Annotated in this window: 24 protein-coding genes; 6 read left to right on the plus strand and 18 right to left on the minus strand. The window is 30.8% G+C overall.

The features are described from left to right. Positions 1–22: 22 nt before the first annotated feature. A complete protein-coding gene (locus tag JBL43_RS09245; protein WP_198841170.1) occupies positions 23–1225 on the minus strand; it encodes an acyl-CoA dehydrogenase family protein in 1203 nt (400 codons plus the stop codon). A gap of 329 nt (positions 1226–1554) precedes the next feature. Between JBL43_RS09245 and JBL43_RS09250 the strand changes: the two genes are divergently transcribed. From JBL43_RS09250 to JBL43_RS09260, 3 genes are all read left to right on the plus strand, one after another. Then, the gene (locus JBL43_RS09250; RefSeq protein WP_198841171.1) at positions 1555–2166 is read left to right on the plus strand and encodes a DEAD/DEAH box helicase; all 612 of its coding nucleotides are present in this window, start codon (positions 1555–1557) and stop codon (positions 2164–2166) included. A 51-nt stretch (positions 2167–2217) separates the two neighbouring features. After that, positions 2218–2862: a thiamine phosphate synthase gene (gene thiE / locus JBL43_RS09255; RefSeq protein WP_198841172.1), complete on the plus strand. Its 645-nt coding sequence runs from the start codon at positions 2218–2220 to the stop codon at positions 2860–2862. 140 nt (positions 2863–3002) lie between these two features. Continuing rightward, a complete protein-coding gene (locus JBL43_RS09260; protein WP_198841173.1) occupies positions 3003–3902 on the plus strand; it encodes an EamA family transporter in 900 nt (299 codons plus the stop codon). 149 nt (positions 3903–4051) lie between these two features. Here JBL43_RS09260 and JBL43_RS09265 read toward each other — a convergent pair whose 3' ends face one another. The 7 genes from JBL43_RS09265 to JBL43_RS09295 all read right to left on the minus strand — a co-directional run bounded on the left by JBL43_RS09265 (position 4052) and on the right by JBL43_RS09295 (position 12621). Beyond that, positions 4052–5065 carry a cadherin repeat domain-containing protein gene (locus JBL43_RS09265; protein ID WP_198841174.1) on the minus strand — a complete coding sequence of 338 codons (1014 nt, stop codon included), beginning with the start codon at positions 5063–5065 and terminating at the stop codon, positions 4052–4054. 325 nt (positions 5066–5390) lie between these two features. Beyond that, positions 5391–8306, minus strand: coding sequence for a sensor histidine kinase (locus JBL43_RS09270; RefSeq protein WP_198841175.1), 2916 nt, complete (start codon positions 8304–8306; stop codon positions 5391–5393). 16 nt (positions 8307–8322) lie between these two features. After that, positions 8323–9069 carry a LytR/AlgR family response regulator transcription factor gene (locus tag JBL43_RS09275; protein WP_198841176.1) on the minus strand — a complete coding sequence of 249 codons (747 nt, stop codon included), beginning with the start codon at positions 9067–9069 and terminating at the stop codon, positions 8323–8325. Between the two features lie 174 nt (positions 9070–9243). Beyond that, the gene (locus tag JBL43_RS09280; RefSeq protein WP_198841177.1) at positions 9244–9735 is read right to left on the minus strand and encodes a phosphate ABC transporter permease; all 492 of its coding nucleotides are present in this window, start codon (positions 9733–9735) and stop codon (positions 9244–9246) included. Between the two features lie 22 nt (positions 9736–9757). Continuing rightward, positions 9758–11224, minus strand: coding sequence for a right-handed parallel beta-helix repeat-containing protein (locus JBL43_RS09285; protein WP_198841178.1), 1467 nt, complete (start codon positions 11222–11224; stop codon positions 9758–9760). 64 nt (positions 11225–11288) lie between these two features. Then, positions 11289–11591, minus strand: a complete 303-nt coding sequence (locus JBL43_RS09290; protein ID WP_198841179.1) for a hypothetical protein — start codon at positions 11589–11591, stop codon at positions 11289–11291. A gap of 31 nt (positions 11592–11622) precedes the next feature. Further along, entirely contained in the window at positions 11623–12621 is a 999-nt protein-coding gene (locus tag JBL43_RS09295; protein WP_198841180.1) for a hypothetical protein, read from the minus strand. 201 nt (positions 12622–12822) lie between these two features. On the opposite strand from JBL43_RS09295, the gene JBL43_RS09300 reads away from it, so the two are divergent. Beyond that, positions 12823–13728 carry a LytR/AlgR family response regulator transcription factor gene (locus tag JBL43_RS09300; protein WP_198841181.1) on the plus strand — a complete coding sequence of 302 codons (906 nt, stop codon included), beginning with the start codon at positions 12823–12825 and terminating at the stop codon, positions 13726–13728. A 105-nt stretch (positions 13729–13833) separates the two neighbouring features. After that, a complete protein-coding gene (locus JBL43_RS09305; RefSeq protein ID WP_198841182.1) occupies positions 13834–14952 on the plus strand; it encodes an acyltransferase family protein in 1119 nt (372 codons plus the stop codon). Positions 14953–15030: 78 nt separating this feature from the next. Here the strand turns inward: JBL43_RS09305 and JBL43_RS09310 are convergent, their stop codons facing one another. The 7 genes from JBL43_RS09310 to JBL43_RS09340 all read right to left on the minus strand — a co-directional run bounded on the left by JBL43_RS09310 (position 15031) and on the right by JBL43_RS09340 (position 22323). Next, positions 15031–16089: a mechanosensitive ion channel family protein gene (locus tag JBL43_RS09310; protein WP_198841183.1), complete on the minus strand. Its 1059-nt coding sequence runs from the start codon at positions 16087–16089 to the stop codon at positions 15031–15033. Between the two features lie 27 nt (positions 16090–16116). Then, positions 16117–16587: an ATP-dependent zinc protease family protein gene (locus JBL43_RS09315; RefSeq protein ID WP_198841184.1), complete on the minus strand. Its 471-nt coding sequence runs from the start codon at positions 16585–16587 to the stop codon at positions 16117–16119. A 90-nt stretch (positions 16588–16677) separates the two neighbouring features. Next, complete coding sequence (gene rimK, locus JBL43_RS09320) at positions 16678–17556, minus strand: 30S ribosomal protein S6--L-glutamate ligase (protein WP_198841185.1); 879 nt, start codon at positions 17554–17556, stop codon at positions 16678–16680. Positions 17557–17693: 137 nt separating this feature from the next. Continuing rightward, the gene (locus JBL43_RS09325) at positions 17694–17924 is read right to left on the minus strand and encodes a VF530 family protein (RefSeq protein WP_198841186.1); all 231 of its coding nucleotides are present in this window, start codon (positions 17922–17924) and stop codon (positions 17694–17696) included. Position 17925: 1 nt separating this feature from the next. Beyond that, a complete protein-coding gene (locus JBL43_RS09330; protein WP_198841187.1) occupies positions 17926–19482 on the minus strand; it encodes an SDR family NAD(P)-dependent oxidoreductase in 1557 nt (518 codons plus the stop codon). A gap of 181 nt (positions 19483–19663) precedes the next feature. Next, positions 19664–20977 carry a DEAD/DEAH box helicase gene (locus JBL43_RS09335; protein WP_198841188.1) on the minus strand — a complete coding sequence of 438 codons (1314 nt, stop codon included), beginning with the start codon at positions 20975–20977 and terminating at the stop codon, positions 19664–19666. 2 nt (positions 20978–20979) lie between these two features. Further along, entirely contained in the window at positions 20980–22323 is a 1344-nt protein-coding gene (locus JBL43_RS09340) for a DEAD/DEAH box helicase (RefSeq protein WP_198841189.1), read from the minus strand. 193 nt (positions 22324–22516) lie between these two features. On the opposite strand from JBL43_RS09340, the gene JBL43_RS09345 reads away from it, so the two are divergent. Continuing rightward, entirely contained in the window at positions 22517–23038 is a 522-nt protein-coding gene (locus tag JBL43_RS09345) for a 5' nucleotidase, NT5C type (protein WP_198841190.1), read from the plus strand. A 288-nt stretch (positions 23039–23326) separates the two neighbouring features. On the opposite strand, the gene JBL43_RS09350 is transcribed toward JBL43_RS09345, so the two are convergent. From JBL43_RS09350 to JBL43_RS09360, 3 genes are all read right to left on the minus strand, one after another. Continuing rightward, positions 23327–25426: a prolyl oligopeptidase family serine peptidase gene (locus JBL43_RS09350; RefSeq protein WP_198841191.1), complete on the minus strand. Its 2100-nt coding sequence runs from the start codon at positions 25424–25426 to the stop codon at positions 23327–23329. Positions 25427–25602: 176 nt separating this feature from the next. Continuing rightward, entirely contained in the window at positions 25603–25896 is a 294-nt protein-coding gene (locus tag JBL43_RS09355) for a hypothetical protein (protein WP_198841192.1), read from the minus strand. 16 nt (positions 25897–25912) lie between these two features. Further along, on the minus strand, positions 25913–26758 hold the full coding sequence (locus JBL43_RS09360; RefSeq protein WP_198841193.1) for a universal stress protein: 846 nt from the start codon (positions 26756–26758) through the stop codon (positions 25913–25915). Positions 26759–26779 lie beyond the last annotated feature (21 nt).

A 26779-nucleotide genomic window follows, 5' to 3' on the forward strand; every position in this document is an offset into this window, starting at 1 on the left:
AAGGTTATAACTAATTTAATGTCTAAAAAGGTTTTTTCTTAGCATTTTTTAGCTCTTGAAACAGTTCTTTAAATAAGCCACGAGCAATTAATATTTTCATAATCTCATTGGTGCCTGCATATATTCTTGCCACTCTATTATCGGCGTACATACGAGCAATTGGGTAATCCCATATATATCCATAACCGCCAAATAATTGTAGGCATTCATCTACTATTTTACCGTGCATTTCTGTTGCAGAATACTTAGCTATGGAGGCACTTTCAGAGGTTAGTTGATGGCTTGCTAATAATTGTGTACAGCGATCTAAAAATGCTTGATGTACTTGTAATTGTGAAGTACATTCTGCAAGTTTAAATTGTGTGTTTTGAAATCCAGCTATGGGTTGTTTAAAAGCGGTTCTTGTAGACGTATAGGCTATTGTTTTTTCTATAGCTCCTTCTGTCCCACCAATAGCATTAAGTGCTACGGTTAAACGTTCTCTAGCCAATTCTGTCATCATAATTTTAAAGCCCAATCCTTCTTCTCCTAATAAATTTTCTTTGGGAACTTTTACATTATCAAAAAATAATTCACAAGTATCTTGTGCTTTCATTCCTATTTTCTTGAAAGGAATTCCTTTTTCAAAACCTTCATAGGCACTTTCCATAATTAACAACGATACACCTTCTTTTTCTGTACCCGAATTCGTTTTTACAGCGACAATAGACATATCGCACATAAAACCATTGGTAATAAATGTTTTTTGTCCATTTACCACATAATGATCGCCTTTATTTACCGCAGTGGTTTTGATGGCTTTAAGATCACTACCACAGTTTGGCTCCGTCATCCCAATAGCAGTAATGAGTTTACCAGTAGCCATAATTGGTAGGTATTTTTGCTTTTGAGCTTCGGTACCATAGTTTAAGAGATAGGGAGCTACGATATCTGAATGTATAGAAAAACCGGGGCCCGTGATGCCTTCTTTCGCCATTTCTTCTATAAACAGGGCGTTAAAGCTAAAGTCCAATCCACTTCCACCATAGTTTTCTGGCATATCCATACAAAGTAAACCCAATGCACCAGCTCGTTCCCAAAGTTCTCTTGGAACCATTCCTTTTTTCTCCCAATCATCTAGGTAATCAATAATTTCATTTTTGATGAAATCTTGAATCATTACTTGCATCATTTTATGTTCTTCTGATGCATATATTTCGCGTTCTAATAAAACATGTTGTAACATAGTTCCTGATTTTAGATGAATTTATTCTTATAATATGGCGTAACACTTCACGTTCTTTTACTCTTGTATAAAACGAATGAAGTCATGATTCTATTTCATTTGATAAGAATAACTGTGACTAAAGTTACGCATTACTTTATGAACTTGTTGTTACTTTTTTTATTTGCTAAATATCCACGGAGTCATTTGTCCAGAAAATTACCCTCTATAAATGCTTAATAGAAAAAAAAACGAGCATTTAGTAGTATATTTGCCTCAATTATGTTCTCGATACCAGCAAAATTGCATGGCACTCGAACTTACACTAAAAAGTAATCTTATTAGTTTCTATGCCTTTTAAAAAATTACATTCCGACATTCAAGAGAAGTTAGAAATTCAAAAAATTAGTACTCCTACCCCATTTCAAAGCAAGAGTATTCCTGTTATAAAAAGTGGTGCAAATCTTTATGGATTGGCTCCAAAAGATAGTGGAAAAACAACTACACTGATTCTTACCACCTTACAAAAGTTGAATTTTGAACCCAAAGGAGATTCACCTAGAGCCATGGTGTTGGTAGAGAATAAGGAAATAGCCTTAGCCATGTATGATGCTTTTTTAAAATTCACAAAAAACAGTGGACTACGTGTATATGTGGGGTATGATCAGCTTCATATTGATGTGCAAAAGTCAGAAATTTATGAAGGTGTAGATATTCTTATTTCTACCCCAAGAACATTAAAAAAGTTGTTTTTATTAAATGGCGTAAACACTTCGCAATTACAACTCTTTAGCTTAGATAATGCTGAATTTTTAGCTAAAAGTTCGTCGTACGATGCCTTTTTAACAGTGACTCAGAGTATTACTAAATGTCAGTATGTATTTTATTCAGAAAAAACACATTCCGTTTTAAAACGTTTTAAGTCTAGTTTTATGGAACATTCAAAAACAATTTCTATTTAAGATTTAAAAAAACAACTCTTTTATAGCTCTGTTTTCCTAAAATACACAACTATGATTATACCTAAACTTCATTATATATCTCAAGGTAACTCTCTAAAAGAGCATCTAGAAAATATCCAAAAAGCATGTACGTCAGGTTCTGAATTGGTGCAATTACGATTAAAGAATATTTCAGAAAAAAAGTACCTGAAATTTGCTGAAGAGGCTAGGGAAATTACAGCTCATTTTCAAACGCGGTTAATTATTAATGATAATTATAAAATCGCAAAAGCGGTAAAAGCTGATGGTGTACATTTAGGAAAAACAGACGCCAGTGTTACGGAAGCTAGAAAGCACTTATATGCTTGGCAGCTTATTGGTGGTACAGCAAATACATTGCAAGATTGTAAATCATTACTGGCTAAAGAAGTGGATTATATTAGTTTAGGTCCTTTTCGATTTACCACAACTAAAGAAAATCTACCTTCTACTTTAGGATTGGACGGGGTTACTGCAATTATGGAAGCTTTAGAAACTAAAACCCCAATTATTGCTGTTGGTGGAATTACCACAGCAGATGTTACAGATATTTTAGCTACAGGAATTTCAGGAATTGCTGTATCTGAAGCAATAACCAAGGATTTTAATGCCATTAGAACTTTTAATCAATTGTTAAATGCCTCCGTTACTGCAGAACAGCCTTATAAATTTGAATAATTTATAGTTTTGAAAACTAATTAGGGTTGTAAATTAACATCTATCCCTTTAAAACAGGACACTTTTTGTGATCTTTAATAGGGTGAAAAAAACACTTTCTTTTACAAGTCTAAAATGGCTTAAAAAACTATATTCGCGGCATGTGGATGTATTTGGGCTTATTAGCCGCACTTTTTTTAGGATTACATAATTTATGCAAAAAACATGCGGTACAAGGAAACGAGGTTTTTCCTGTGTTGTTGGGGACCATTACTTCGGGTTTTCTATTTCTTCTCCCCTTTTTTATCGGTTCGGTTTATTTTCCTGAAGACACTAAAGAATTGGGTTTTTATATTACACGTATTCCATGGGAAACACATGGTTTTATTTTTATAAAATCGATGATAATGGCAGTATCATGGATTTTGGCATATCAAGCCTTAAAACATTTGCCATTAACTATTGTAACACCCATACGTTCGGCAGGACCTTTTTTTACTTTTATAGGTGCAATTCTAATTTATAATGAGACCCCTAAGTTTTTGCAATGGGTTGGTTTTTTTCTTATTATTTTTTCCGTAATGCTATACTCCAAAATAGGAAAAAAGGAAGGTATTCATTTTAAACGTAATAAATGGATTTATGCCATTGTAGCCGCTACTTTTTTAGGGGCTTCTAGTGGTTTGTATGACAAGTTTTTAATTCAGAGTTTAACATTGAATCCACAAACTTTACAATTTTGGTTTTGTTGGTACACCATTTTAATTTTATTAATCATTCTGTCGATAACCTGGTTTCCCTATAAAGAAAAACGTAAAGCGTTTCAATGGCGTTGGACTATTGTGGCCGTTGGGGTTTTGTTACAAGCAGCTGATTATTTTTATTTTAAAGCCTTGCAAGATCCTGATGCTTTAATTATGTTGCTGTCTGCTATAAAACGGAGTCAATTGATTATCGCCGTTGTTGTAGGTGGACTTGTTTTTAAAGAACAAAATAAACGAAAGAAGTTAGTTCCTTTATTCGGTATTTTGATTGGTATTTTTCTTATTTTATACTCTTAGAAATAGAAATTCCGTAATTAGTTATTGGCTTTTTTTCTTACTTAACTTAAACAATAAAAAAGTAGGTTCAATAGAACCTACTTTTTTTATTTATTACAAAATGACTTTTTATTAGCTAAAAAGTTTAACAATTTGATTGAACAATACAGTTACCATTGCTTTTGAGTTGTACACAAACCTTGTTGTAACCAAACAACACCTGATGAACTTCCGTTAAACGCACTAGAACCTAGTGTGTTTGAATCATGGCTTGAATAATAATATGAAGTCCCTGAAATTCGCTTAAAGATAGTTGTATTGGATGATGATTTATAAAATGCCATATGACCTACTGCAGTTGTAGCTGTAGTATTTCCTTTTAAAACAAAATAGAACGTTTCTGCGGCAGTACTTGTATGTGATGGTAAACTACCACCTAAATCAGCAAAACCACTATAATTTGAAGTGCTTGATTGTTTTACCTTAGCATCTGTTATTGCCCCACCATATGGATTTACTTCATATTTAAAAGCTATCAAATATCCTGCATTAGGTATGGTTGTTGCTGATGTTTTTGAATGAGATACGGATTTAGTTATCATTTGTGATGAATTATTTTTAGAAACGGTAAAAGAAGAAGATCCTCCTTCTTCAGAAGTAACGCTACTGTTAAATTCAGCCTCACTAGCACCTGCTCTACTAACCTCATTTAGTTTATCCTCTAAATTATTGTATTCAGCTGCTGTTATCGCTACCCAATTTCCATCTGAACCATTTTTATAATTAGTTTTAGATGTTGATAATAAAAATTCAATATCATCGATGTTGTTTAAATTTATGATTACACTTGAATTTTCGATTAAACTTTCAGTGGCCACTTGTACTTCCGCTGTAATTTGCGGGTTTGTTTCAAAATCGAAAATAGTTGCATCTGCAACTGTCAACTCACCTGTAGTTGCATTTATAGTCATTGCTCCAGCTGGTGTTTGGTTTAAAATACTAAAGGAAACCGCACCAGCATTTGATGTACCAGAGACTGTAGCTACAATAGTACCATCTGCGGCGTTCTCATCAATACTTTTTGTAATATTAGCGGTTGTAAGTGAATCTGGGTCATCACTACTACAACTCATTATTGTTAAACTAAATACGGTTAATAATACTCCTACTTTTAATTTTTTCATCTTTTTTAATTTATTAATTACTATTCTATTTTTCGTTTTAGTTTAACGGCCTAATTAGCCATTTAATATTTATACTTTTAAGCAATTTGTGAATGGCAATTTGGGTTTGTTAATGGGAGAATTTATTACAAAAGGAAGCTAATACCTTGATTTAAATTCGTTTACGGTTTACTTTATATGAGTGTCGTAGAAATAAAAAAAATGTACAAGACATTATTGTATAGCAATGCTATTTTTAAAATTGGTGATTATCTTTAAATCGGGTAAGCATCTCAAAAGATATAAAAGTTAACTTGGAGCGTTTAATGAAATTCTTGTAAAGTACTTAAAATTGTTTTTTAAATGGCATTGTTAAAACAACTGTTGTGCCTTTTATTGTTTTATTCGTATAATTATCATTAATAATAAAACCAATATTTTGGTGGTATTGTTTTTTGAAAATTTCTAAACGTTTTTCAATGGCTTGTAAAGCAAATGATTCGTGAAGATTCCCTTGACGATTGGCTATTTCTTCTGCTTTTTTTCTGCCAATCCCGTTATCGGTAATTGTACATTCTAAAACACTATTTGTAAAATTAAAAATTATACTTAGTTTCTTATCACCTTTCTTATGTAACAAACCATGTACCAATGCATTTTCGATAAAGGGCTGAATTAGTAATGAAGGAACTTCTAAATTTTCATTTCCATCAAAGATAATATTATAGCTAAAAGATTCTCCAAACCGGAGTTTTTCTAATTGTAAATAGATATTTAAAAAATCTAATTCCTTGTCTAAAGGAATAAAATCTTGACTAGAATAGGTTAGTGTATTGCGTATTAATTTTGAAAATAAAACGATGTAATCATAAGAGGCATTAGTATCTTCTTTTAATACCAAATCTTGTATCGAGTTTAATGAATTAAATATAAAATGTGGATTCATTTGTGAGCGTAGTGCTGTTAAATTCAAAGCGATCAATTCTTTTTCTAAAGATATTTTTTCTAATTGCGTAACCCGTTCGTGTTCTTTGAGTTTTATTTTCTTTTTATAATACAAAATAGTACTACCTAAAATCAGTATAGATAAACCAACAAAAAACCACCATGTTTTCCAAAAAGGTTTACTAATAGTAAATATTAAAGATTTTATCTTGTTTTCAGCTGTTACATTATCTAAAATGGGTTGTACTTGGAAGGTATATTTACCAGCAGGTAAACTATTATACTTGACTGAATTCACCCCAATATCTGTGGTTAGCCAATTATTATTAAAGCCTTTTAATCTGTATTTATATTTTCTTTTTTGATTGTATAAAAAACCATTAACATTAAAACCAATATTTATAGCATTTTGATGATATTTAAGGCTGTATTTTGAGGTTATTATTGTGTCTTTTTCGTTTATCTCTACTTTATTAAAATATACATCAGCATTTTGGGTTTTAAATGATTGGTCTTTGTGTATTGAAAATAACCCTTGTGATGATGAAAAATATACTTTTTCACGTACTATTTCAATACCAGAAACGTCATAAGATAAAATACCATCGCTTTTAGTTAATGTTTTTAACTGTTTTGAATCAACATCCAATACTTGAATACTATTTCCCAAGGCAATCCATAATTTATTCTGGTCTGCCTTAAGCATAAGAACATTATTGGATGTTAGTCCGTTTTTGGATGTGTAATGCTGTATAACTGTATCGTTTTTAATACCTAATACGCCATTTTTAAATGTTGCTATCCATAATGTGCCATTAGCTGTTTCTGTTATAGATTTACCGTAAATGGGCTGGTCATTAAAAAGAATTTTTTTAGAATTCCAATTACTGTCATAAGAGACTAGGTTATCAACAAAAGCGATATATGCGGTGTTATTTATTTTATTATAAACTGAAGCATAGGTTCTTTTTTCTCCAGAAATATATTTTTTCTCATTTTTAAAATTACTTTTTTCAAGTACAATCGCTGAGTTATAACTCGTGAAGAGTAAATTATCATTGTTCAATAAGGTTAAACTTTTTGCTGTTCTGGCCCCTTCAATTTTAAATAATTTTAATGAATTAATATGTAAAGAATAAGCACTTAGATCTTTGCTGATAAAAACAGTGTTACTATTTGAGAGGTATTTAAGTATAGATACTCTGTCTTTTGAGGGTAGCTTTATAATTTTTTCAACATACGTATTTGTATTATAAAACCCTATATTCCCATTTGTGTTTCCAAATACAAGCGTACTATCATTGACAATATCTAAGCTGCTAATATTTTTATTTGGTTCTGTAATAATACATGTTTCTATAGTAATATTTGGAATTACATAAATTCCATTATTTAATGTAGTAAACCAATAATTATCATCTTTATCTTTTAAAATATTAGTAACATTTCGATCTTTTAAAAATCGTTTGATTAGAAAAAAATGATTTCTTTTTAATTCAAAAACCCAGACACCAGTGCTTGTGGCAAACCAAATCTCCTTATTGTTTTCAAAAGTATTATATATTCTTTCTTTAGATAAAACTTGGAATTGATGTATTAAATTTAAAGTGTTTTTAGATTTATTTATTGAATAAAAACGATTTGAATTAAAATTATCTTTTCTAAAAACAAGGTTAGCACTTACTTTAAAAATTTTAGTGTTTTTGTTATAATTGTTTATAGTATCAGATTCTTTACGGGAAGACATTAGATTTGTTACTTTATTTTTTTTCTCAGTAACTATCGGTACTATTGAATTTAAGTTTTCATAATAAATACGATCATCAATTTTAAATATTGATCCATATCTTTGTTTTACTGGTTGGTTGTATACGATACTTTTGGTATTTAAATTTACTTTATAAATTTTCTTTAACGTAAGTATATATAAATATTCGTTTTTTATTATAAAATCTGCTAATTGACCATTTAACTGTTTACCTAAATCTATAAATAGGTTTAATTTATTGTTTTCAACATAGAAAAATTGTCCAGAGATATTATTACACCAAATAAGACCAGAAGGGGCTTGTTGAATATTAAAAACAGATAACCCGAGTTGTTTTTCACTGTTGTAGTTTTTAAAGGTTTTACCATCATATCTATACAACCCCTTATCAGCACCTAGCCAAATAAAACCATTTTTATCTTCGAGAATACTATAGAATTCTTTATCAGGTAAACCATCTTTTTCTGATAAATGTACAGATACTGGTTCTTGAGCCTGCATTAGAAATGAAGCGAAAACCAGAACTAGTAAAAATATATTTTTAATCAATGTGTTTTATGACGTATTACAAAATGGCTTCCTCAAAAGCTTCTATACGAGCTCTAGAAATTTTGGCTCTAATTGTACCATTTGCTAATATAATATTTCGTTCCGTTTTATTTATAAGTTCAATATGTTCTAAATTAATAATCCATGCCCTATGCGAACGAAATAATGAAGAATCTTTAGGTAACACTTCTTCAAAATATTTTAAATTTTTACTAACCGTAATTGTTTTATTTTCTTTTAAATAGATATTGCTATATGCACCATTTGCTTCAATTGCAATAATACTATCTAAATCAACAATTCTTCTGTTGCCTAATTCGGGAATTACTATTTTTTTGTAGTCTTTATCTTTTATTGTGTTTAATAATTCTTGGTAATCAACTAATGCAACTTGTTCATTAATTTTATTCTCAAGTTTCTTGAGCGTTTCTACTAATTTATTTCTATCAATTGGTTTTACTAAATAATCAATTGCATTCAATTCAAATGCTTTTATAGCATACTGGTCATATGCGGTAACAAAAATTATTTCAAAATCTATCTTGTCAAAAAAGTTTACAATTTCATAGCCTGCGTAGTTAGGCATTTGAACATCCAAAAAAATAACATTGGGCTGTAATGCTTTTATTTGATTTACACCGTCCTCTAAGTTGCTACAAGTTGCCACAATATCAATATGAGTAGCATTTTTTTCTAATAGATTCGTTAATACATTTCTTGCACCTTGCTCATCATCTATTAATATTGCTTTAATTTTAGTCATAACTACAAATATACTAATAGCTCCTTTATTAAAATTAAAGACTTTGTGGATGTAGGTATTGATTTGTAAAGTACTATTCTTCCACTATTTTTTCTCTTTTATGGTTGTAGATTCTTTTAGGTTTTCTAAGATTAAGGTTTACCCTTGAAAATAGTGTTGCACGAAGTTCGTTTATTAGTTTGATTCTTTATAAAATTCAAAAACACCATAATGTAGCACTACCGCAAATATACCTGAGTTGGAATAAAAACTTTCATCATCAATGCTAACGGTGGTTTTTGGTGTGGTTTTACATATAAAAAGATTTCCACCATCGATGCACTTCATTTTTCCTTTTTTATGTAATTCAGACCAATTGAATTGTTCATATTCATTATCCTCTTCATTAAATAGAAAGCGTCTTAGCTCTTCTTCATCTTTACTTATATCAACATCTTGAGTAATTGCCCATCGTTCTAGATCAGCTTCATAACGCCCCGCTACATCATCTTCATTTTTATCTTTAATTTTTTTAATAGTATAGTATTGTTTGGGATCTTTTTCTTTTAAAGGTTTACCTAAAGGTTCCATCCTGTATTTTCCGCTCCAAAGATCTTCCAATTCAGTATTCTGTGAAAACATCACATTACACGTAAAAGTTAATAATGTTAAAAGGATAAATTTCATATGTTTATTATTTCTCTATTAACTATTCAACAGTTGAAAAATACTGATCAACTTCCTCATTACTTATAGCCCAATCATTTTCATTAAAATTAGAATTAATTATCTTTAAATTAATTGTTTCATTTGGATTAATTACAAATTTATACGCTTGTATTTCTTCAAAATTAGTGGTCACATGATTTATTCTAATGTCTGAATCGGAAATAGTTACATTAACTGGTGCTTGATAATTTTTAGCTTCTAAAAACGCATTAGGAAATGTATTGTTCTCAATAGTACACCTTTTTAATAGCACTTCACTGTAAGCTCCCTCCTTTTTACTAATCCCAAACCCTAACAGCTCACTTGTATTATTGATAATAAAACTATTTTCAATTGTAACTATTTCTTGATCACTTGTAAAATGGTTGCTTTCAGGGTTATTTTCTTTTAATTGTATTAATGCTTGACTAATATTATCGTTAATTACAATATTTTTTAATGTAATTCCTTTAGAACTAGAAATTTGTATAGGATATTCATGAATATTAGAAAAAGAACAATTAAAAAAATTAATATCATTAGTATCAAAAATATCTACACCTATAATACCTATTCCATTAAAATCTGTGTTTAAAAACTTTCCGTTTTTAGAACTTCTAAGGGTAACTCCTTTATATCCATAGCCAGACCCAAATGTAACTGCATTACTATTTTCAGAATTAATATAGTTTTCATAATCATATTGAGATGAAGGATAATAAAAATTAAAATTGTTGAATAAGAAATTTTCACAACCTCTCATTTCTAAAAAATTACATTTATAATTATTAGTTGTAAAAAACACCTTTTTTACTCCTTTAAATTCAACATTATTCAGATTGCGAAGTACTAACTCACCTAATTCTATATAGTAATAATCTTCTTTGCCTATTATATTTTTTAGATAATAATCTGTATTCGAAAATCTATCAAAGTTTAAGGTATCAGTTTCAATAAGAAAAACTCTATCTGATTTTAGTTGTTCTAAGAAACTAATTTCATTTGTTACAATTACGGTATCTCTTTGTTTTAAACTTTTAACTTTGTCAACAATATAACTTACATCATAATCTAATATATAACCACTACTACTATTAATTCCTTCGAAGTTAATTTTTATCCATTGACCATAATACTTATCATTGTTTTCAGAAATTGCACCAAATTTTTTAGTATACTCCGTAATTTGTAAAGTATCATTTGTACTTATTTTTCCAATAATCGCTGATTCTTCAGTAGGACTAGCTCGTACAGTAGTTACTTTAGTACTGAAAATATTTCCAAAACCTATAACAGGTTCCTTAATAACTTCCTTTTTAGGTGTTTCTATTTTATTTTTTATAGTGTAATCAACCTTTACAGTATCCTTCTTTTCTAGAGAAGCATCTTTTTTAGTGCCTGTTGGATCAGTTTTACATGAATAAAATAGTAAAACAACAATGACACTTACAATTTTCAAGTAATTCATATTAAAATTTACAATTATTATACTTTTCTATAACTTATAAAAGAAACAATTATTTAAAAGGGTTCTATTTTCCTTGAACCAGATTAGAGCATTCATCAGATAACATGGTCATAAAAACCAATTGATAATAAAAATTAGAAATATTTCCGTTAGTATCTAGGATCTCAAATTGATCTTCATTAACATACTCCTTTAATGCATCTCCATTTTTTCCAATGCTTTCATTGATGCAATCGTTCATTTCTTGCCTGTCTTTATTTACTGACTTTTCAATACATTCACAGGCCATATTTGCTGTTTTAGTAAGTTCAGATTGTTGGCAACTGCTTATAGAAAATAGAATAATTAAAATAATTAAAAATCTCATATACAGTTATTAGTATTTTTTATGTGAATAATTAATTCAATTCTTTTAAATACTTTTCAGGGAATAGAATATGTGGGGTTTTTACAAATCTAGAATCACAGAAAAAAGAAGAATCTGAACTTATTATCTTTATCATTTCATAGGGTTTTTCATAATTAAAAAGATCAGAATATATTTCTATTTTCCAATTTAAATCTGAACTGTTTTTTAAATAATAGTATCTCTTTTCTTTCGTAATATAATAATTGGACTCTTCTGGTGTATCTCCTAAAAAAGTGGTTAAGTCCCATGAGTTATCCCAAGTACTTTCACAACTAAAACAAGCAGGTCCTGCACTTTTAACATTATAAATAATAGGGAGTTTTTCAACAATATCACTGGGTAATAAATCGTAATAATTTGTTGACTTAGTTAAAACTTTAATTGATTTTATAATTTTTAAAGCACTATTATAAAACACATAATGCTCTTTATCTTTAAAAGCAAAACCTATAATTTTATTATCTGCTTCAATCGTTTCAATCTCAGAGCTTTTAAATTTTCGATTATTAATTGGTGTTAGATTTTTATCATTATTCAGCAGTTTATACGTGTTGTTATCCAAATTTCCAACAACTAAGTCATTCACCTTTTTATTATCTAGATCATATAATGGCACTAAACTAATATAATTGAATTTTTCAGTAAGCACAACCGAATCTTTCTTTTCAAAATTCACTAATACTGTATTTTTTTTAGTGTTGAATATATGATACTTTTCACCTATTATATTCATAGTATTTAAATAGTGACCTGGAGCCTTTTGTTTTTCACCCGTTTTTAAATTGTAAAGGTCTTTTCCATCGAATTCTGCGTACATAAAATCGTCAAAAACATTTACCTTGTTGTAAATTGGTTTTACAATTTCATTGTTTAATGAGTCTACAATTCCCCATTTGTTTTGATATTTAAAAGGAACTATTTTTCTGTAGTCTTGGGCTTGTGTGCTTATGGTAAAAGTTAATACGAATAAGGCAATTACGATTTTCATTTATTGTTTATTTGTAGATTCTTAGTATTAATTATGAAACAAATGTAGGCACATCTAAGGCGACTTAGGCGGTTACATATATATTCGCATGGATTGAATCTATATTTGTAATGAATATTGATTTCTTATGAGTTTTGATTACTTTTTCACTAACATGATACTTACCTTCTGTGTTATTTTCTATGGGTTGTGAAATTTAAAGTGTCATCAAAAAAAACTAATTTAGCTTTAGATAAAAAATTATTGATGCAAATTGCAAACTATTTAAAAGAGCCTTATCCGTATTATTACAATAACCAGCATCGGTTAATTTTGGTATTGCTACTGATATCAAGTTTGAGCTTTTGCTTTTCTTATTTTTTTGAACCTTTTATTGTTAATGTGGCAGAACATAAAATTGGCACACTATGGATTTTGTTTATTCATGCCTTTATGCCTTTTCCTATCGCTTATGTATACTTTTATTTGATTCATAAAACGGTTAAAAACGAGATGAATTGGACCTTTGGAAAGGAAATTTTAAACCTATCAATTATCTTGTTAATTATAGGTATTGCAAATTTTTTAATTCGTGATTTTATTTATAACAATCCTGATAATTGGTCTTTACAGTATTTTTGGGAAGAAATCCGTAATACCTTCTTAGTCGGGTTTCTTTTATTGGCTATAGTGTTGCCCCTAAATTTGGAGCGTCTTATTACGAAACATACAACTAGTTTAAAAAAGCTGTCGCCCAAAAGAATATCAGAAACTAATAACACAATTGTTTCCATTAAAAACGCTGGATCTACTGAAAACATTGAACTCAAAATACAAGATTTTCTCTACGCAAAAGTGGAAAGTAATTATACAGAGGTCTACACTATGACAGAAAATGGTATTCATAAGGTGTTAATTCGAATTACATTGAAAGAACTTGAGGAACAATTAAAACCCTATGCACGGGTCTTCAAAACACATCGTTCTTATTTGGTAAATTTAAATGCAATTGCATCCATTTCAGGTAATGCACAAGGGTATCATCTGAAATTACAAAAAGGTACCTTTAAAGTTCCTGTATCTCGATCTACTATCGATGATTTTAATGCTGCATATTCGAAAAAATAATAAAAACACCGTGTATTCCGTCACTTTTCCATGCCAGCTATCACAAAATAAAAATAGCATTGTAATTTGTTTTTAGATTTGTTATCGCAACATAAAACAACGATTTTGAAAGAAATTAAACGACGTTACGATTTAGATTGGTTACGTGTAATTGCCATACTCGCAGTATATTTTCATCATATTGGAATGCCTTTTAATGGAGATAAATTTCATATTATGAATACAGATACTAGTAAAATATTGGATGACATAATGGTGTTTTTTGAGCAATTCAGATTGCCCTTATTGTTTTTAGTTTCTGGTGCAGGTACAATATTCGCGTTTTCAAAAAGAACTTGGATTCAATTTTTGAAAGAACGAAGTACACGTTTATTAATTCCGCTCGTTTTTGGAGTGCTGTTTATTGTGCCACCACAAACCTATTATGAACATATAGAAACCTATACTTCCTATTTTGATGTGTATAGAAATGGTTCTTTTGAAACCAATCACTTGTGGTTTATCGAAAACTTATTTGTTTTGTCAGTACTACTTATTCCTTTGATTTTACTTTTAAGATCATCAAAATTGGATGGGTTTATAGGGCTATTAGACCGAATTACCACTAAAAAATATGGAATGTTATTATTAGTGTTCCCTTTAGTTATAATAACCATTTTCTTAAAACAAATCTACCCTAGCGATTCAAAGGCTATCACAAATCTCTCCTCGACTTTCTTTTATGGCTACTTTTTTGTGTTTGGGATGATTTTTACGACGTCAAAGAATAGTTGGAATCATCTAAAATTGTATCGAAAATTTAATTTTGTTGCTTTTATAATCAGCACAATTCTATTTTATACCTATTATTTTTTACCGAACGAAATTGTTTCTCCATATTTAACTATAAATATGAGATGGAACATTTGGTATGCCGTTTGTGCGTTGGTAAGTTGGTCAGTGGTAATTACAGTCTTGGGGTATGGTCAAGTTTGGTTGAATACGAAAAGTGTGTTTCTTAAAAAATGTAATGAAGCCATATATCCTTTTTATGTCTTACATCAAACCATTATTATTGTAGTAGGATATTATATCATTCAATTAGATGCCTCAATTTTTGTAAAAATTATACTATTAATAGCGACTTCTCTGCCGATAATACTTCTAATATATAGATTCTTGATTTATCCATTTAAAATACCAAGAATTTTATTTGGCATGAAACGAAAAGAGGGGTTAAAGTAGTTTTTTAAGATAACAAGGTTTAACTTAAAACACTGTTTTGTAATTTTTTAAGAGCCGTCAATTAAATGTTAATAATGCTTATTGTTTGATGTTATATATGGTTTGTGTTGGGAAAGCAAATTCTAAACCTGCCTTTTCAAATCGATCTAAGATATCCAAATTGATCTTATTTTGAGCTTGTGGAATGTCAGCCTCTTTACGGATGTAGTAAATGAACAATAGCACCAATGAAAAATCTGCAAAGTTTTCAAAAAACACAACAGGCTCTTCCGTAACAATATCTTGATTGTCAGCAACAATGGCTTTTAAAATATCCATTGATTCCTTCATTTTATCAGCATTGGTATCATAGGTCAAACCTAATCGTAGCATGATTTTTCGAGTAGGTTCTAATGCTACATTTTCAACACTATTATTGATAAACATTGAATTAGGGATGGTTACTAAAGAGCCAGACAAAGTTCTTATTCTAGAACTACGAATTCCTATTTCTTCTACTTTACCATCAAAGCCATCAATTTTTATACGATCGTCAATTGAAAAGGGTTTGTCGGTAAATACAGAAATACCGCCAAAGATATTCTGAAGATAATCTTTCGCTGCTAAAGCAAAAGCAAGACCTCCAATACCTAAACCTGCTATTAGCCCTGCTAAATTGTAACCAATAGTATTAAAAGCTATGATAACTCCTAAAATCCATATGGTTATGGTAATAACTTTGGTTATAATGGGTAATAACTGCCGCTTTGATTTACTATTAGAGCTATCAATAGCTGGCTCCATGTATTCTTGTACAATAGCATTGACCAATCGTACTATAAACCAAGTAATACAAATTACAATGAGTACTTTAACGGTGTTTGATATTATTAGGGTGATTTCATCTGTCATATTTAGATGTTTCATACCAATATAAAATCCAAGAATTGTAATGGCTAGAACAACAGGTTTTTCCAAGGTTTCAACCAAAACATCATCTAACATCGATTTTGAATGGCTTACCAATCCTTTAGAAATACGTTTAAAGATGAAATAAGCTACTTTAGCAACAATGATACCTCCAGCAATATAAGCAAGAGCAATTAACCATTGTGATAAGGTGTTCATTAAGTATAGTTGAGATATGTAAATTGTCATATTAATATATTTTAATTCATCAATCGATTAAGATTTATATTTTGCTAGTGCCACTTTTCTTAAAATTTTGTTTTGCACTTGTTTAACACCGGAATGAATGACATAACGATGAGCAATAGCATTACGTCCAAGAAGCATTGCAAATTGCATAGCACTGCGGTTGGCTAATGAAAGTTCAATGTCAAAGGTGTCTTCACCTATGGTAATAGGAGTTTTTATAATAATTCGTTCTTCTGATGTGCCAAAAGAATTCTTAATCAATCGTTTGTCATAAAACTTCGCTACACAAGTTACACTAATACTTTTATTTTTCTGTATGGGATACACAACAAACTGTACCCAATCTTCATTATTCTTTGTAAATAATTTAATTTTCTTTGCTTGAATTGAGGAAGTTTTTGCACCAGAATCGATCCTTGCAAGAATAGCCGGAATTTTTAATTCGTCAAATGAACACCATTCTTCACTTCCTATTACTTTCAGTTTTTCTATTTCCAATCTTTTAATCTATTTATATTATAATTAATCTACCATTGAGATTTAAATTATAGCTTCACTTTTAAAACAAAATTACTTAAAATCACAAATTTAGTGATCTGCATTTCTTTCTATATATTTAATTATTTGAGTAGCAATATCTTTACCCGTCGCACTCTCAATTCCTTCAAGTCCAGGTGAAGAATTGACTTCTAAAATTAATGGACCTCTCTCAGATTGTAACATGTCTACACCAGCAATGCCCAATCCCATTACGCGGGCTGCTTTCAATGCTGCATTTTCTTCTTCATCTGTTAATTCAATAATATTTGCAGATCCGCCTCTGTGTAAATTTGATCTAAACTCACCTTCTTTGCCCTGTCTTTTCATAGCACCTACAACTACTCCGTCTACAATAAATGCACGTAGATCAGCCCCTTTTGCTTCTTTTACAAACTCTTGAACAATAACTCTAGCTTGTAGGCCATTAAAAGCTTCTAAAATAGATTCCGCTGAATTTCTATTATCAGCCAACACAACACCAAGACCCTGTGTGCCTTCCAATAGTTTTATGACAAGTGGTGCTCCACCTACTTTATCAATAATATTACTCACATTTTTTGAGTAATTACTAAAAACTGTTTTTGGTAAATCAAGACCAGCTCTAGCTAAAATTTGAAGACTTCTTAGTTTATCTCTAGATCTTACCAATGCCTGTGACTCTGTAGCAGTAAAAATTTTCATCATTTCAAACTGACGTACAACGGCAGTACCAAAAAAGGTTACCGAAGCTCCAATTCGTGGAATTACAGCATGTACATCTGTAATTTCTTTATCCTTATAAATTACAATAGGTTTCTTTTTTTCAATAACAAGGTCACATTTTGTATGATCGATAATGATCATTTCATGACCCTTTTTTTCACCTGCTTCCTTTATTCTTTTTGTTGAATATAAATTGGGATTGGCAGATAGTATGGCGAATTTCATAGCTTTTAATTTTTAATATATAATAGTTCTACTATTAGAATAATTTGAAAAGAAAGTCTCTTTACTATTTAAAATTTCACAGTCGAATTCCTATTCATAAGATCTCTTATTACTCTCAATAAATTTGTTGTAAATGGTTAATCGTTACTCTTAAACTTCGTATTTAAATACAATCTTTCTACTTTATCTCGTGCCCACTGTGTTTTACGTAAAAACTTTAAGCTTGATTTTACCGTGGGATTGGAATGAAAACAGTTGATTTTAATGCGTTGATCTAAGCCTGCCCAGCCATAGTGGTCTACAAGGTCATCTAATATTTTAGCGAGCTTTAAACCGTGTAACGGATTGTTAGGTTGTTCTGTACTCATATTACCAATCAATAGGTTTATAATCTTTTAGAAACTGACCACACCAATGCTTACCTGTATTTATGCCATCGAAAAGAGGATCCATAACTCGTGCAGCACCATCTACAATATCTAATGGTGGTTGAAAATCATGTAAATCTTGTTTTCTTTTGGCTAATTCTGCAGGATCTTCATCGGTTACCCATCCCGTATCAACGGCATTCATAAAAATACCATCTTTGGCTAAGGCTCGTGCGGAAGTATGTGTTAACATATTTAAAGCTGCTTTTGCCATGTTGGTATGCGGGTGTCGACTTTCCTTAAAAAAGCGGTGGAACTTTCCTTCCATTGCAGAAACATTAATAATATGTTTTTGACCCGTATTACTTTTTTTCATCAATTCTGAAAGGCGATTACATAACACAAATGGTGCTACGGAATTCACTAGCTGAACTTCTATCATCTCAGTGGTTTCTATCTCACCAAGTTTTAAACGCCAGCTGTTGGTTTTTCTTAAATCTACTTGTTGTAAATCAGCGTCCAATTCCCCTTCAGGGAAAACCTCCTGAGCAACCAGTGTGTTATCAAAACTATACGGTATTTGAGACAACTTTGCAGAAGCTCTTAGTCCAATTCCGGGTTCAGGCCCATGCCATGTTACGGGCATATTTTTATTAGGAGATGCTCCTGAAGTCAATACTTTTAATTCGTCTAAACAACCTACATGATCTTGCAATAAATCTCTAGCAAATTTTGGTAAAGATTCAATTGGTCGTTCTTCATTTTCCATTAAATGGGAATAAAAACCTGCAGGACGACGCACTGTTTGAGCAGCATTATTAATTAATATATCTAAGCTATCATAGTTGTGCTCAATATAATTACAGAAAATTTCAACACTTGGAATATGTCGTAAATCGAGTCCGTGAATTTTTAAACGATGTCCCCATTCCGTAAAATCGGCTTCTTTGGAGAACCGTAAGGCAGAATCTACTGGAAAACGAGTGGTAGCAATAACGGTAGCACCTCCTCTTAATAACATCAACGTAATATGATAACCAATTTTTAAACGAGAACCGGTAATAACAGCCACTTGACCTTTAACATCGGCATTCTGAAAACGTTTTGCATAGTTGAAATCGCCACATTCGGTGCACATGGTGTCATAAAAATGATGCAATTTTGTAAATACAGCTTTACATACGTAACAGTTTCTAGGCGATTCTAATTCTAATTGCTCTTTTTCTTCTAAGGCGGCAGCTCCTAATAATTTAGGTGCAGTAAATACCACTGCTTCACGGGCACTTCTTATTCCTGTTTCTTTACGGGCAGCTCTATCTCTTGCGGCTTGTTTACGTTTTGCAGCTTTCTTTCCATCCTTTTTTCTACGAGAAAATTCTTCTCTACTCGGTCTAGAGAGCATTCCTGAAGCTTTTAATAATGCGGTACGCTTTACTTTAGGTATGTCAAAAATCTGATCAGTATCTGTAACTAATCGTTCAAGTATAGCAATACACTTATCAATTTCTTCTGATGAAATTTCTGAGGAAGTATCTTTTTCTTTATGCTCTTTCTGCATTTACGAATTGTTGATATAAATAATAATTTTAGTATAGTCAATTAACATTTTAGCATAACATCATGTTTTTTGAAACATCGTTAGTTTCAATATCTCACTACGCTTTAATATATTGCTATTTGTGAGACGGTTTTAGGTATGAAAACTGATTATGTTTTGCTAATCGACAAAAATATGAGAATTAAATTCTAAAAACCCTTACTTTTTTCTTTTTTAATCGAGTGTTATTTAATTTATCACACAATTGAGTTGCAATAGAAGCAGGAACAGCTACAAAAGCACAATCAGGCTTTAATTCTATAATACCCAATTGGTCTTTATTAATTTCACCTTGTTTAAAAAAGAGTCCTGCAATATCACCTTTAGAGATTTTATCTTTTCTACCACCTGAAATAAATAAGGTCGTCCAAAATTGAGCTTTACGTTCGCCTGTATTTGTTAATTTCTCCACGGGTACTTTCCCTACAAAATCAGGAAAGACCTCACCATCACCTTTTATCAAATATGCGGTTCCCTTTGCATTTACTCTGGCCGTTCTACCATTTCTATGAGTATACGCCATTTCTGTTTTGGGAATTTCATAATGAATAATAAATTTCATCTCTGGTACATCAATTCCACGTGATGCTAAATCACTGGCAAGTAGAATAGAAACGCTTCCGTTTCTTAATTTTATTAAGGCACGTTCTCTTTCTTGCTGCTCCATGTCAGCATAAAAACGTGTATGTGCAATGTTCTTTTTGTCTAAAAAGACACTCAAATCTTCCAATCGCTCTTTTTTATTACAAAAAATAATACCAGGGTCATTACCCAATTCATGTAGTAAAGCCACAACTGTATTGTGTTTGTTTTTAGAAGACGAAACAATTGTTTTTACCACTAGTTTTGAACCTGAAGTATCATCGAGGTAATTTAGGGTTATTGGTTTCCCTATATTTAGATATTTAGGTAAAGCCGCTCCTTTGGTAGCGGATGTAAAAATACGCTTATCAATATTTGGTAAATAGCTTATGATATCTTTCATTTCACCATCAGCTCCTACTTCAAATGAGATGTCATATTCATCTACTACTAAGGTTTTTATTTCGTCTGTAGTAAAACGCTCTTGTTCAAAATGATCAAAAAGTCTGCCGGGCGTTCCTATTAAAATAGTAGGCGTATGTTTTAGTTCAATTTTATCTTTTGCAATAGATCTTCCTCCGTATATGGCATTGGCTTTATACCCAGACCCCATGTTCCTAATCACGTGTTCTATCTGAATAGCCAACTCTCTTGAAGGTACAATAATCAAGGCTTGTACTTCTTTTGATTCAGGGTTCAGTCGTGCAATTAAAGGTAATAAAAACGCTAAAGTTTTACCGGTTCCTGTAGGTGATAAAATGATGGTATTATGATTGTTTTCAATAACCTCCAACGCTTCTTCTTGCATTGGGTTGAGGGTATAAATTTTTAATTTCTCAAGAATGTCTTGTTGCTCTTTGATGATATTTGCCATATCTATTTTTTATTTTTTTTCTTTTTTGAAGTTCCAGCTGCCGGAATAGCTACTTTTTTGGAATCCAAATAATTTGCTAGTATTTTTTCTACCAATTCCTCTTTGGTTAAATGATGGAATATTGTTCTTATTTGTTTCTTTAAGTCTTCAGAAACGGCATGATTGGGCTTTGTTTTAAATATTTTTTTCGCCCACAGCAAGGTATTGTTTTCTTCAATACTCTCTGCATCTGCTTTTTTAAATCGGTTAAAGTTAATACCCAATGCATTCTCAAAAAGAGTAATATCTGCTACTTCTTCTTTTTGGAGTACGGTTAATGAAAGGCCCTTCGCTCCTGCTCTAGCTGTTCTACCACTACGGTGCACATATGCATCATAGGTGTCTGGTAAATGGTAATTGACAACATATTCAATCTCTTTTATATCAATTCCTCTGGCTGCTAAATCTGTAGCTACCAAAATGTCAATATAACCTTCTCTAAATTGACCCATGATGCGGTCACGGATTCCTTGGGTAAGACTTCCGTGTAAGGCACCTGAGGAAAATTTATTAATGGCTAAGTTTTTTGCCAATTTATTAACCGCAGCCTTGGTTTTACAAAAGATAATACCACGCTTGCCTTGTTTCGTATTTAAGAAATGCAACAACACTTCTAATTTTTCAATAGGTTCAACCACCACAAATTGATGGTCTATTCCTTGATGTCCAACGGTTGACATGTCCGCTTCAATATGCACCACATGTTTAGACATATAATTCTGAACCAATTGTTTTATAGTTCCAGGCATCGTTGCCGTAAACAATAATGTTCTTCTTTTTTTAGGAATTATTTTGATAATGCTGTCTAAACCCTCTTTTAAAGCACTTACCATTTCATCGGCTTCATCTAACACTAAATACGAAATATTTTTAATGTCAATGGCATTTCTTTCTACCAAATCAGCTAAACGGCCTGGTGTAGCTACCACAATATGTGTAGTGCTTTTTAGACGTTCTATTTGAGGTTTAATGGGAATACCACCACAAACCGTAGCTATAGAAACGGATGGCATGTGTGCCGAAAAAGATTCTAAATTACTCGTGATTTGTTGACCCAATTCTCTGGTAGGCACCAAGATTACAGCTTGTATAGCAGTATTTTCTAAATCTATTAATTGCAGTAATGGCAAGCCAAAAGCAGCCGTTTTACCGGTACCAGTCTTTGCTAAAGCCACAACATCTTCTTTCTGTTGCAATATTACAGGTATTGTTTTTTCTTGAATATCTGTAGGAACAGATATTTGTAAATCAGCTAACCCTTTTTGTAACTGTGCATTAATTCCGAGATTGGAAAAACCCTTTGACATAAAAAATAATTTTGGCAAAGATAATGAACCTCTTTACAGGGAAGCTATAAAATGGTGGATTAATATTAATATGAACTTTCTATTCTTATTAATAATATTAAAAAAGGTTAATGGTTCATTAAATTAGTATTAAATGTTTCGCTACTTCTTGATTTTTATTAGAATAATGTAGAACTTCGTAAAAAACTTAACAATGACAATTTTTGTAGACATGGATGATGTGATAGCCGATACTTATGGCAAACATATCGAGTTGTATAATAAAGAACATGAAAAAGAATTAAGTGTAAACCAAATTTCTTCCGGTGAAGTCTGGCAAAATGTACCAGAAATACATGTAGAAAGTATTAGAGCACATGCAGTAATGCCTGGCTTTTTTAGAAATTTAGATGTAATTGAACACAGTCAAGAGATCATGAAGGCGTTATATGATAAACATGAGGTGTACATTGCCACTGCAGCCACTCAGTTTCCCACTTCATTAAAAGAAAAGAGTGATTGGTTAGATGAACATTTTCCATTCATTACATGGCAACACCGTATTTATTGTGGACATAAGTTTGTGTTAAAAGGCGATTTATTGATTGATGATAGAACTTATAATTTAGAAAAATTTGAAGGTGATACCTTACTTTTTAACTCACCACATAATAGTCATGACAACGGTTATACACGTGTGGCATCATGGTTAGAGATAGGCGAGCGTTTGTTGTAGTAAGACTTGCTTTCTATGCTCCTGCCATTTTAGGGTTCAGTTTGCTATTGCAAAGTGAAAACGTTCGAAGAGAAGTTTTACTGATATTTTTATTATAAATTATTTTATTTGTCCGTTCGAGTGATCAAGAAGAATGCGTCTCGACGTTTCAGAAATATTCAGAACTGTTTGATAAATTTATATCTAAATTCGTTTCTGTTTTAATGTCATTAAAAGAAAACATTTGAAGAGATATACAATGTGTAATTATCAATTAAAATACTAACCAATTGCTACCTTAAATTTGTTTTAATGGGTTAATTCATTAAATAAAAAATTATAGATAAAAGAAGATTCTTGCAGTATACTATTGTATTGATTAGCTCCATAATGTCCTAATTTATCTTGAGACCACAAGAGAATTGGATTCATTTGGTGAAGTCCATTTTGAAGTTTTGCTGCAAATTTATAAGATTGGTATGGTGGTACTCGAGTGTCATTCTTTCCTGTAACTATTAATGTGGAAGGGTAATTTACAGTTTCATCAATATTATGGAATGGTGAATAAGATAATATATTCAGAAATTCATCTTTCTTTTTTACAGTACCAAATTCATTAACATTCACATATTTTGCACCCACTTCTGTTCTTTCCATACGTAACATATCTAAGGCTCCGACATTTATCACAGCTGCACCAAAAAGATTTGGTTTTTCTAACATTGCCGCTGCGGTAATCAATCCACCATGAGAACTCCCCATAATACCTATTCCACTTGGTTTTGCATATCCTTCATCTATTAAATATTCTGCCGCCTTCGTAAAATCTAAAATTCCATTTTTCTTTTTAAACTTTCTACCATCTTGCCACCAATCAAAACCAAACTCACCACCTCCTCGAATATGGACATATACATAAGCACCTCCTCTTTCTATAAAATAAATAACGCCAGGATCAAAAGATGGTTTAGCAATGGTACCATAACCGCCATATGTTTCTAATAAGAAAGGTGTTTTTCCATTTTTAAGAAGAGTATCCTTAAAAACTATAAAAATGGGAACTTTTACACCATCGTGAGAAGTTATTTTTTTTCTTATGAATTTATATTTTGAAGCATCAAAAGAAACATTGGTCTTTCCTAAATATTTAAATTTGTATTTTGTCAAATCTAATTGACAAGTTACTGGGGGTACTGTATATGACGATAATCTAAAAGTAAAGTTTTTGTTATTCTCATTATAAAATAATTTAGTAACACTCATTCCATTTGGTGTTATAACTTCGCCTAATACTTTGCCTTTTAGATTAGTAACTGTGAGTATGGATGAATTTTCTGATTGAAATGCAGTAACTATTTTTTTATCAGCAAATTCATAATCTGTAAAAATAGCATCTTTGTATGAAGGAGTTAAAAGGGTCCACTGAGCTGGTTTATCAAAAGGAAACTTAATTAAATGTTTTTTATTTTTTATGCTCGTTAAAGCTACTATAGTATCAGATTCAAAATGTATAATATTTATATCATATTTTATATTTGAAAACAAAGGGTTGAATTCTTTTTTATCAACATTAGGCTTTAAATAATAATAACTGTGTTGTTTTTTAAAATCATCTGACTTTTTTATAATATATAAACTTTGATTGTTCGTTCCATATATGCTTAATGACTCCTGCTCATTATTAACATTGAAAATTGTTTTATCTTCACTTTGTTCAGTCCCCAGTGTATGATACTTAATTTCAGGAAAAATTCGCTTAACATTCTCGGTATTATATTTATACTTTATATAAAAAAATCCTTGTCCGTACCATCTAATTTGAGGGGAAATAATTTCTGTCAATGTTTCTTTAAAAAAGTGTCTATTCTTAATTCCAACAATTTTAATTTCTTTCCAATCGCTTCCATTTCTATTGTATTGATAAGCTAAAAACCGATCATCAGCGGAAGGTGTCAGATTTGTAAAAATAATCCTATCTTTTTTAGAGATTGAACTGGGATCTACCAACTTATTATAATTATATGTATTTCCTTTTGCATAATACACAGATAATGGTGCATTTTTACTAGGATACATTAACCTGTAATAGAAATTGTTATTCTTTTTAACTGTAGCTAAACTATCATAATTCATTTTAAAACGATAATATTCAGCTATTTTTAATTTAGAACGAACTGTATTTGGAAGGCGGTTTAAGTATTTTAAGGAAACTTTATTTTGTGCACCTACCCAATTTTCAACTTCTGGATTTCCAGTTTTTTCTAACCATTGATAATTATCAATAATTTCCACATTATGATAGCTGTCAATTACTGGTCTCTTTTCAGTTTCAGGATATTCAATCTGAGCATACAAAATTGAGGTTGTGACAATATGAAGTAAAAAAAAAACTTTTTTGAAAATTTTCATTATTCTAATTTAGCGATCGAATACAAAAATAACTTTTTAAAATTGAAAACAAAGCCTATCAAGAATTAGGATTCCTAATAATAATAACTTTATTATCTAATTTCTTATTCAACTTTCATCTCTAGGTAAACAATTGAAAAAGCAAATTATAGTATTTGTTTTAGTACTCATTTCAATTACAATCCATACACAAAATGTGGACAGAATAAGGGAATAATAAAAAATATAAATATAAGCAACATAATTGCCCAAAGGGCACCCATCAGTAATGGGTAAGCAACGAGCGAATCTTTTATACTTGGTTTTATGGTATGAGCTATCAAACCATGAACACCCAAAGACAATAAGAAGAACAATAATGTCGCAATTATTATTATAAATAATGTTGAATGTGTTTGTTTAAATATATTTAGGTAAATACCTAATAATATAGAAATTACAATACAGATACTATAGAGTCTTCTTGCCATGATATTGTTTTTAAAATTAGTAGTAGGTTTTGTTAAAACTTAATAGTGGAAGTCTACCGTATGACTCCATTTTAATGACTAAGTCGTGGTGGAATAATTGTTTAAACAGTCCTTTACTTTTCCGTTTTAGTACCGCAATAATATCCACATTTACTTCGCCTAAATAGAGTTTTAAATCTTCAAAAGTATGGTCTGAAGGAATGTTTTCATAGATAATGTTTGGGTAATCTACTTTGTTATTAATATGATCTTCAAATTCTTGAAGTCGAATTATGGGGTCAAACTCTTCTGAAGGAGAGATGTGTACTACCCTAATTTCCGCATTATATGGTTTAGCAATTTCTACCAAGGTAAGAATGGCATGTAAATCTTTATATTCAAAATCAGTTGCATATACAATGGTATTGATGTCTTTATGTGTGGCATCTTCAGGAATAGCCAACACAGGGCAAGGGGCTTTTTTAATTAGCTGTTTTGTGGTATTACCCATGATAAATTCTTTGAAAGCACTGGTGCCCTTCATTCCGGTAACTAAAAGAAAAGCATCTAATTCTATTACTTTCGCAATAATGGCTTTTGTAACAGACATATTTTCAATAGCCTCTGTTCTCACATTCATACGGTCTAAATCGTTTCCCAAATGTTTTGTGCAATATTCGACAAGTAGCTCATTGTTGTTTTGATAGGCTACTTTTTCAAAGTCTAGTACGGGCTCTTCAACTTCAGTATCAAAAATAGTAGGATAATCAAAGACATGAACCACCAATAAATTGGCGTTGAGTTTAGAACTTAGTGCATGGGCGTATTTTAATGCAGCAATTGCATTTTCTGAAAAGTCGGTAGCGTGAATTATGGTTTTCATCGTGTAGCTTTTATGATTATT

Origin of the sequence: Aureibaculum flavum (genome assembly GCF_016406085.1) — a bacterium.
Classification (GTDB): domain Bacteria; phylum Bacteroidota; class Bacteroidia; order Flavobacteriales; family Flavobacteriaceae; genus Aureibaculum; species Aureibaculum flavum.

Bases quoted from the DNA above. Each gene is read 5' to 3' on its own strand.
- JBL43_RS09245 (WP_198841170.1), bottom strand. From the start codon at position 1,225: ATGTTACAACATGTTTTATTAGAACGCGAAATATATGCATCAGAAGAA.
- JBL43_RS09250 (WP_198841171.1), top strand. From the start codon at position 1,555: ATGCCTTTTAAAAAATTACATTCCGACATTCAAGAGAAGTTAGAAATT.
- thiE (WP_198841172.1), top strand. From the start codon at position 2,218: ATGATTATACCTAAACTTCATTATATATCTCAAGGTAACTCTCTAAAA.
- JBL43_RS09260 (WP_198841173.1), top strand. From the start codon at position 3,003: ATGTGGATGTATTTGGGCTTATTAGCCGCACTTTTTTTAGGATTACAT.
- JBL43_RS09265 (WP_198841174.1), bottom strand. From the start codon at position 5,065: ATGAAAAAATTAAAAGTAGGAGTATTATTAACCGTATTTAGTTTAACA.
- JBL43_RS09275 (WP_198841176.1), bottom strand. From the start codon at position 9,069: ATGACTAAAATTAAAGCAATATTAATAGATGATGAGCAAGGTGCAAGA.
- JBL43_RS09280 (WP_198841177.1), bottom strand. From the start codon at position 9,735: ATGAAATTTATCCTTTTAACATTATTAACTTTTACGTGTAATGTGATG.
- JBL43_RS09285 (WP_198841178.1), bottom strand. From the start codon at position 11,224: ATGAATTACTTGAAAATTGTAAGTGTCATTGTTGTTTTACTATTTTAT.
- JBL43_RS09290 (WP_198841179.1), bottom strand. From the start codon at position 11,591: ATGAGATTTTTAATTATTTTAATTATTCTATTTTCTATAAGCAGTTGC.
- JBL43_RS09295 (WP_198841180.1), bottom strand. From the start codon at position 12,621: ATGAAAATCGTAATTGCCTTATTCGTATTAACTTTTACCATAAGCACA.
- JBL43_RS09310 (WP_198841183.1), bottom strand. From the start codon at position 16,089: ATGACAATTTACATATCTCAACTATACTTAATGAACACCTTATCACAA.
- rimK (WP_198841185.1), bottom strand. From the start codon at position 17,556: ATGAAATTCGCCATACTATCTGCCAATCCCAATTTATATTCAACAAAA.
- JBL43_RS09325 (WP_198841186.1), bottom strand. From the start codon at position 17,924: ATGAGTACAGAACAACCTAACAATCCGTTACACGGTTTAAAGCTCGCT.
- JBL43_RS09330 (WP_198841187.1), bottom strand. From the start codon at position 19,482: ATGCAGAAAGAGCATAAAGAAAAAGATACTTCCTCAGAAATTTCATCA.
- JBL43_RS09335 (WP_198841188.1), bottom strand. From the start codon at position 20,977: ATGGCAAATATCATCAAAGAGCAACAAGACATTCTTGAGAAATTAAAA.
- JBL43_RS09340 (WP_198841189.1), bottom strand. From the start codon at position 22,323: ATGTCAAAGGGTTTTTCCAATCTCGGAATTAATGCACAGTTACAAAAA.
- JBL43_RS09345 (WP_198841190.1), top strand. From the start codon at position 22,517: ATGACAATTTTTGTAGACATGGATGATGTGATAGCCGATACTTATGGC.
- JBL43_RS09350 (WP_198841191.1), bottom strand. From the start codon at position 25,426: ATGAAAATTTTCAAAAAAGTTTTTTTTTTACTTCATATTGTCACAACC.
- JBL43_RS09355 (WP_198841192.1), bottom strand. From the start codon at position 25,896: ATGGCAAGAAGACTCTATAGTATCTGTATTGTAATTTCTATATTATTA.
- JBL43_RS09360 (WP_198841193.1), bottom strand. From the start codon at position 26,758: ATGAAAACCATAATTCACGCTACCGACTTTTCAGAAAATGCAATTGCT.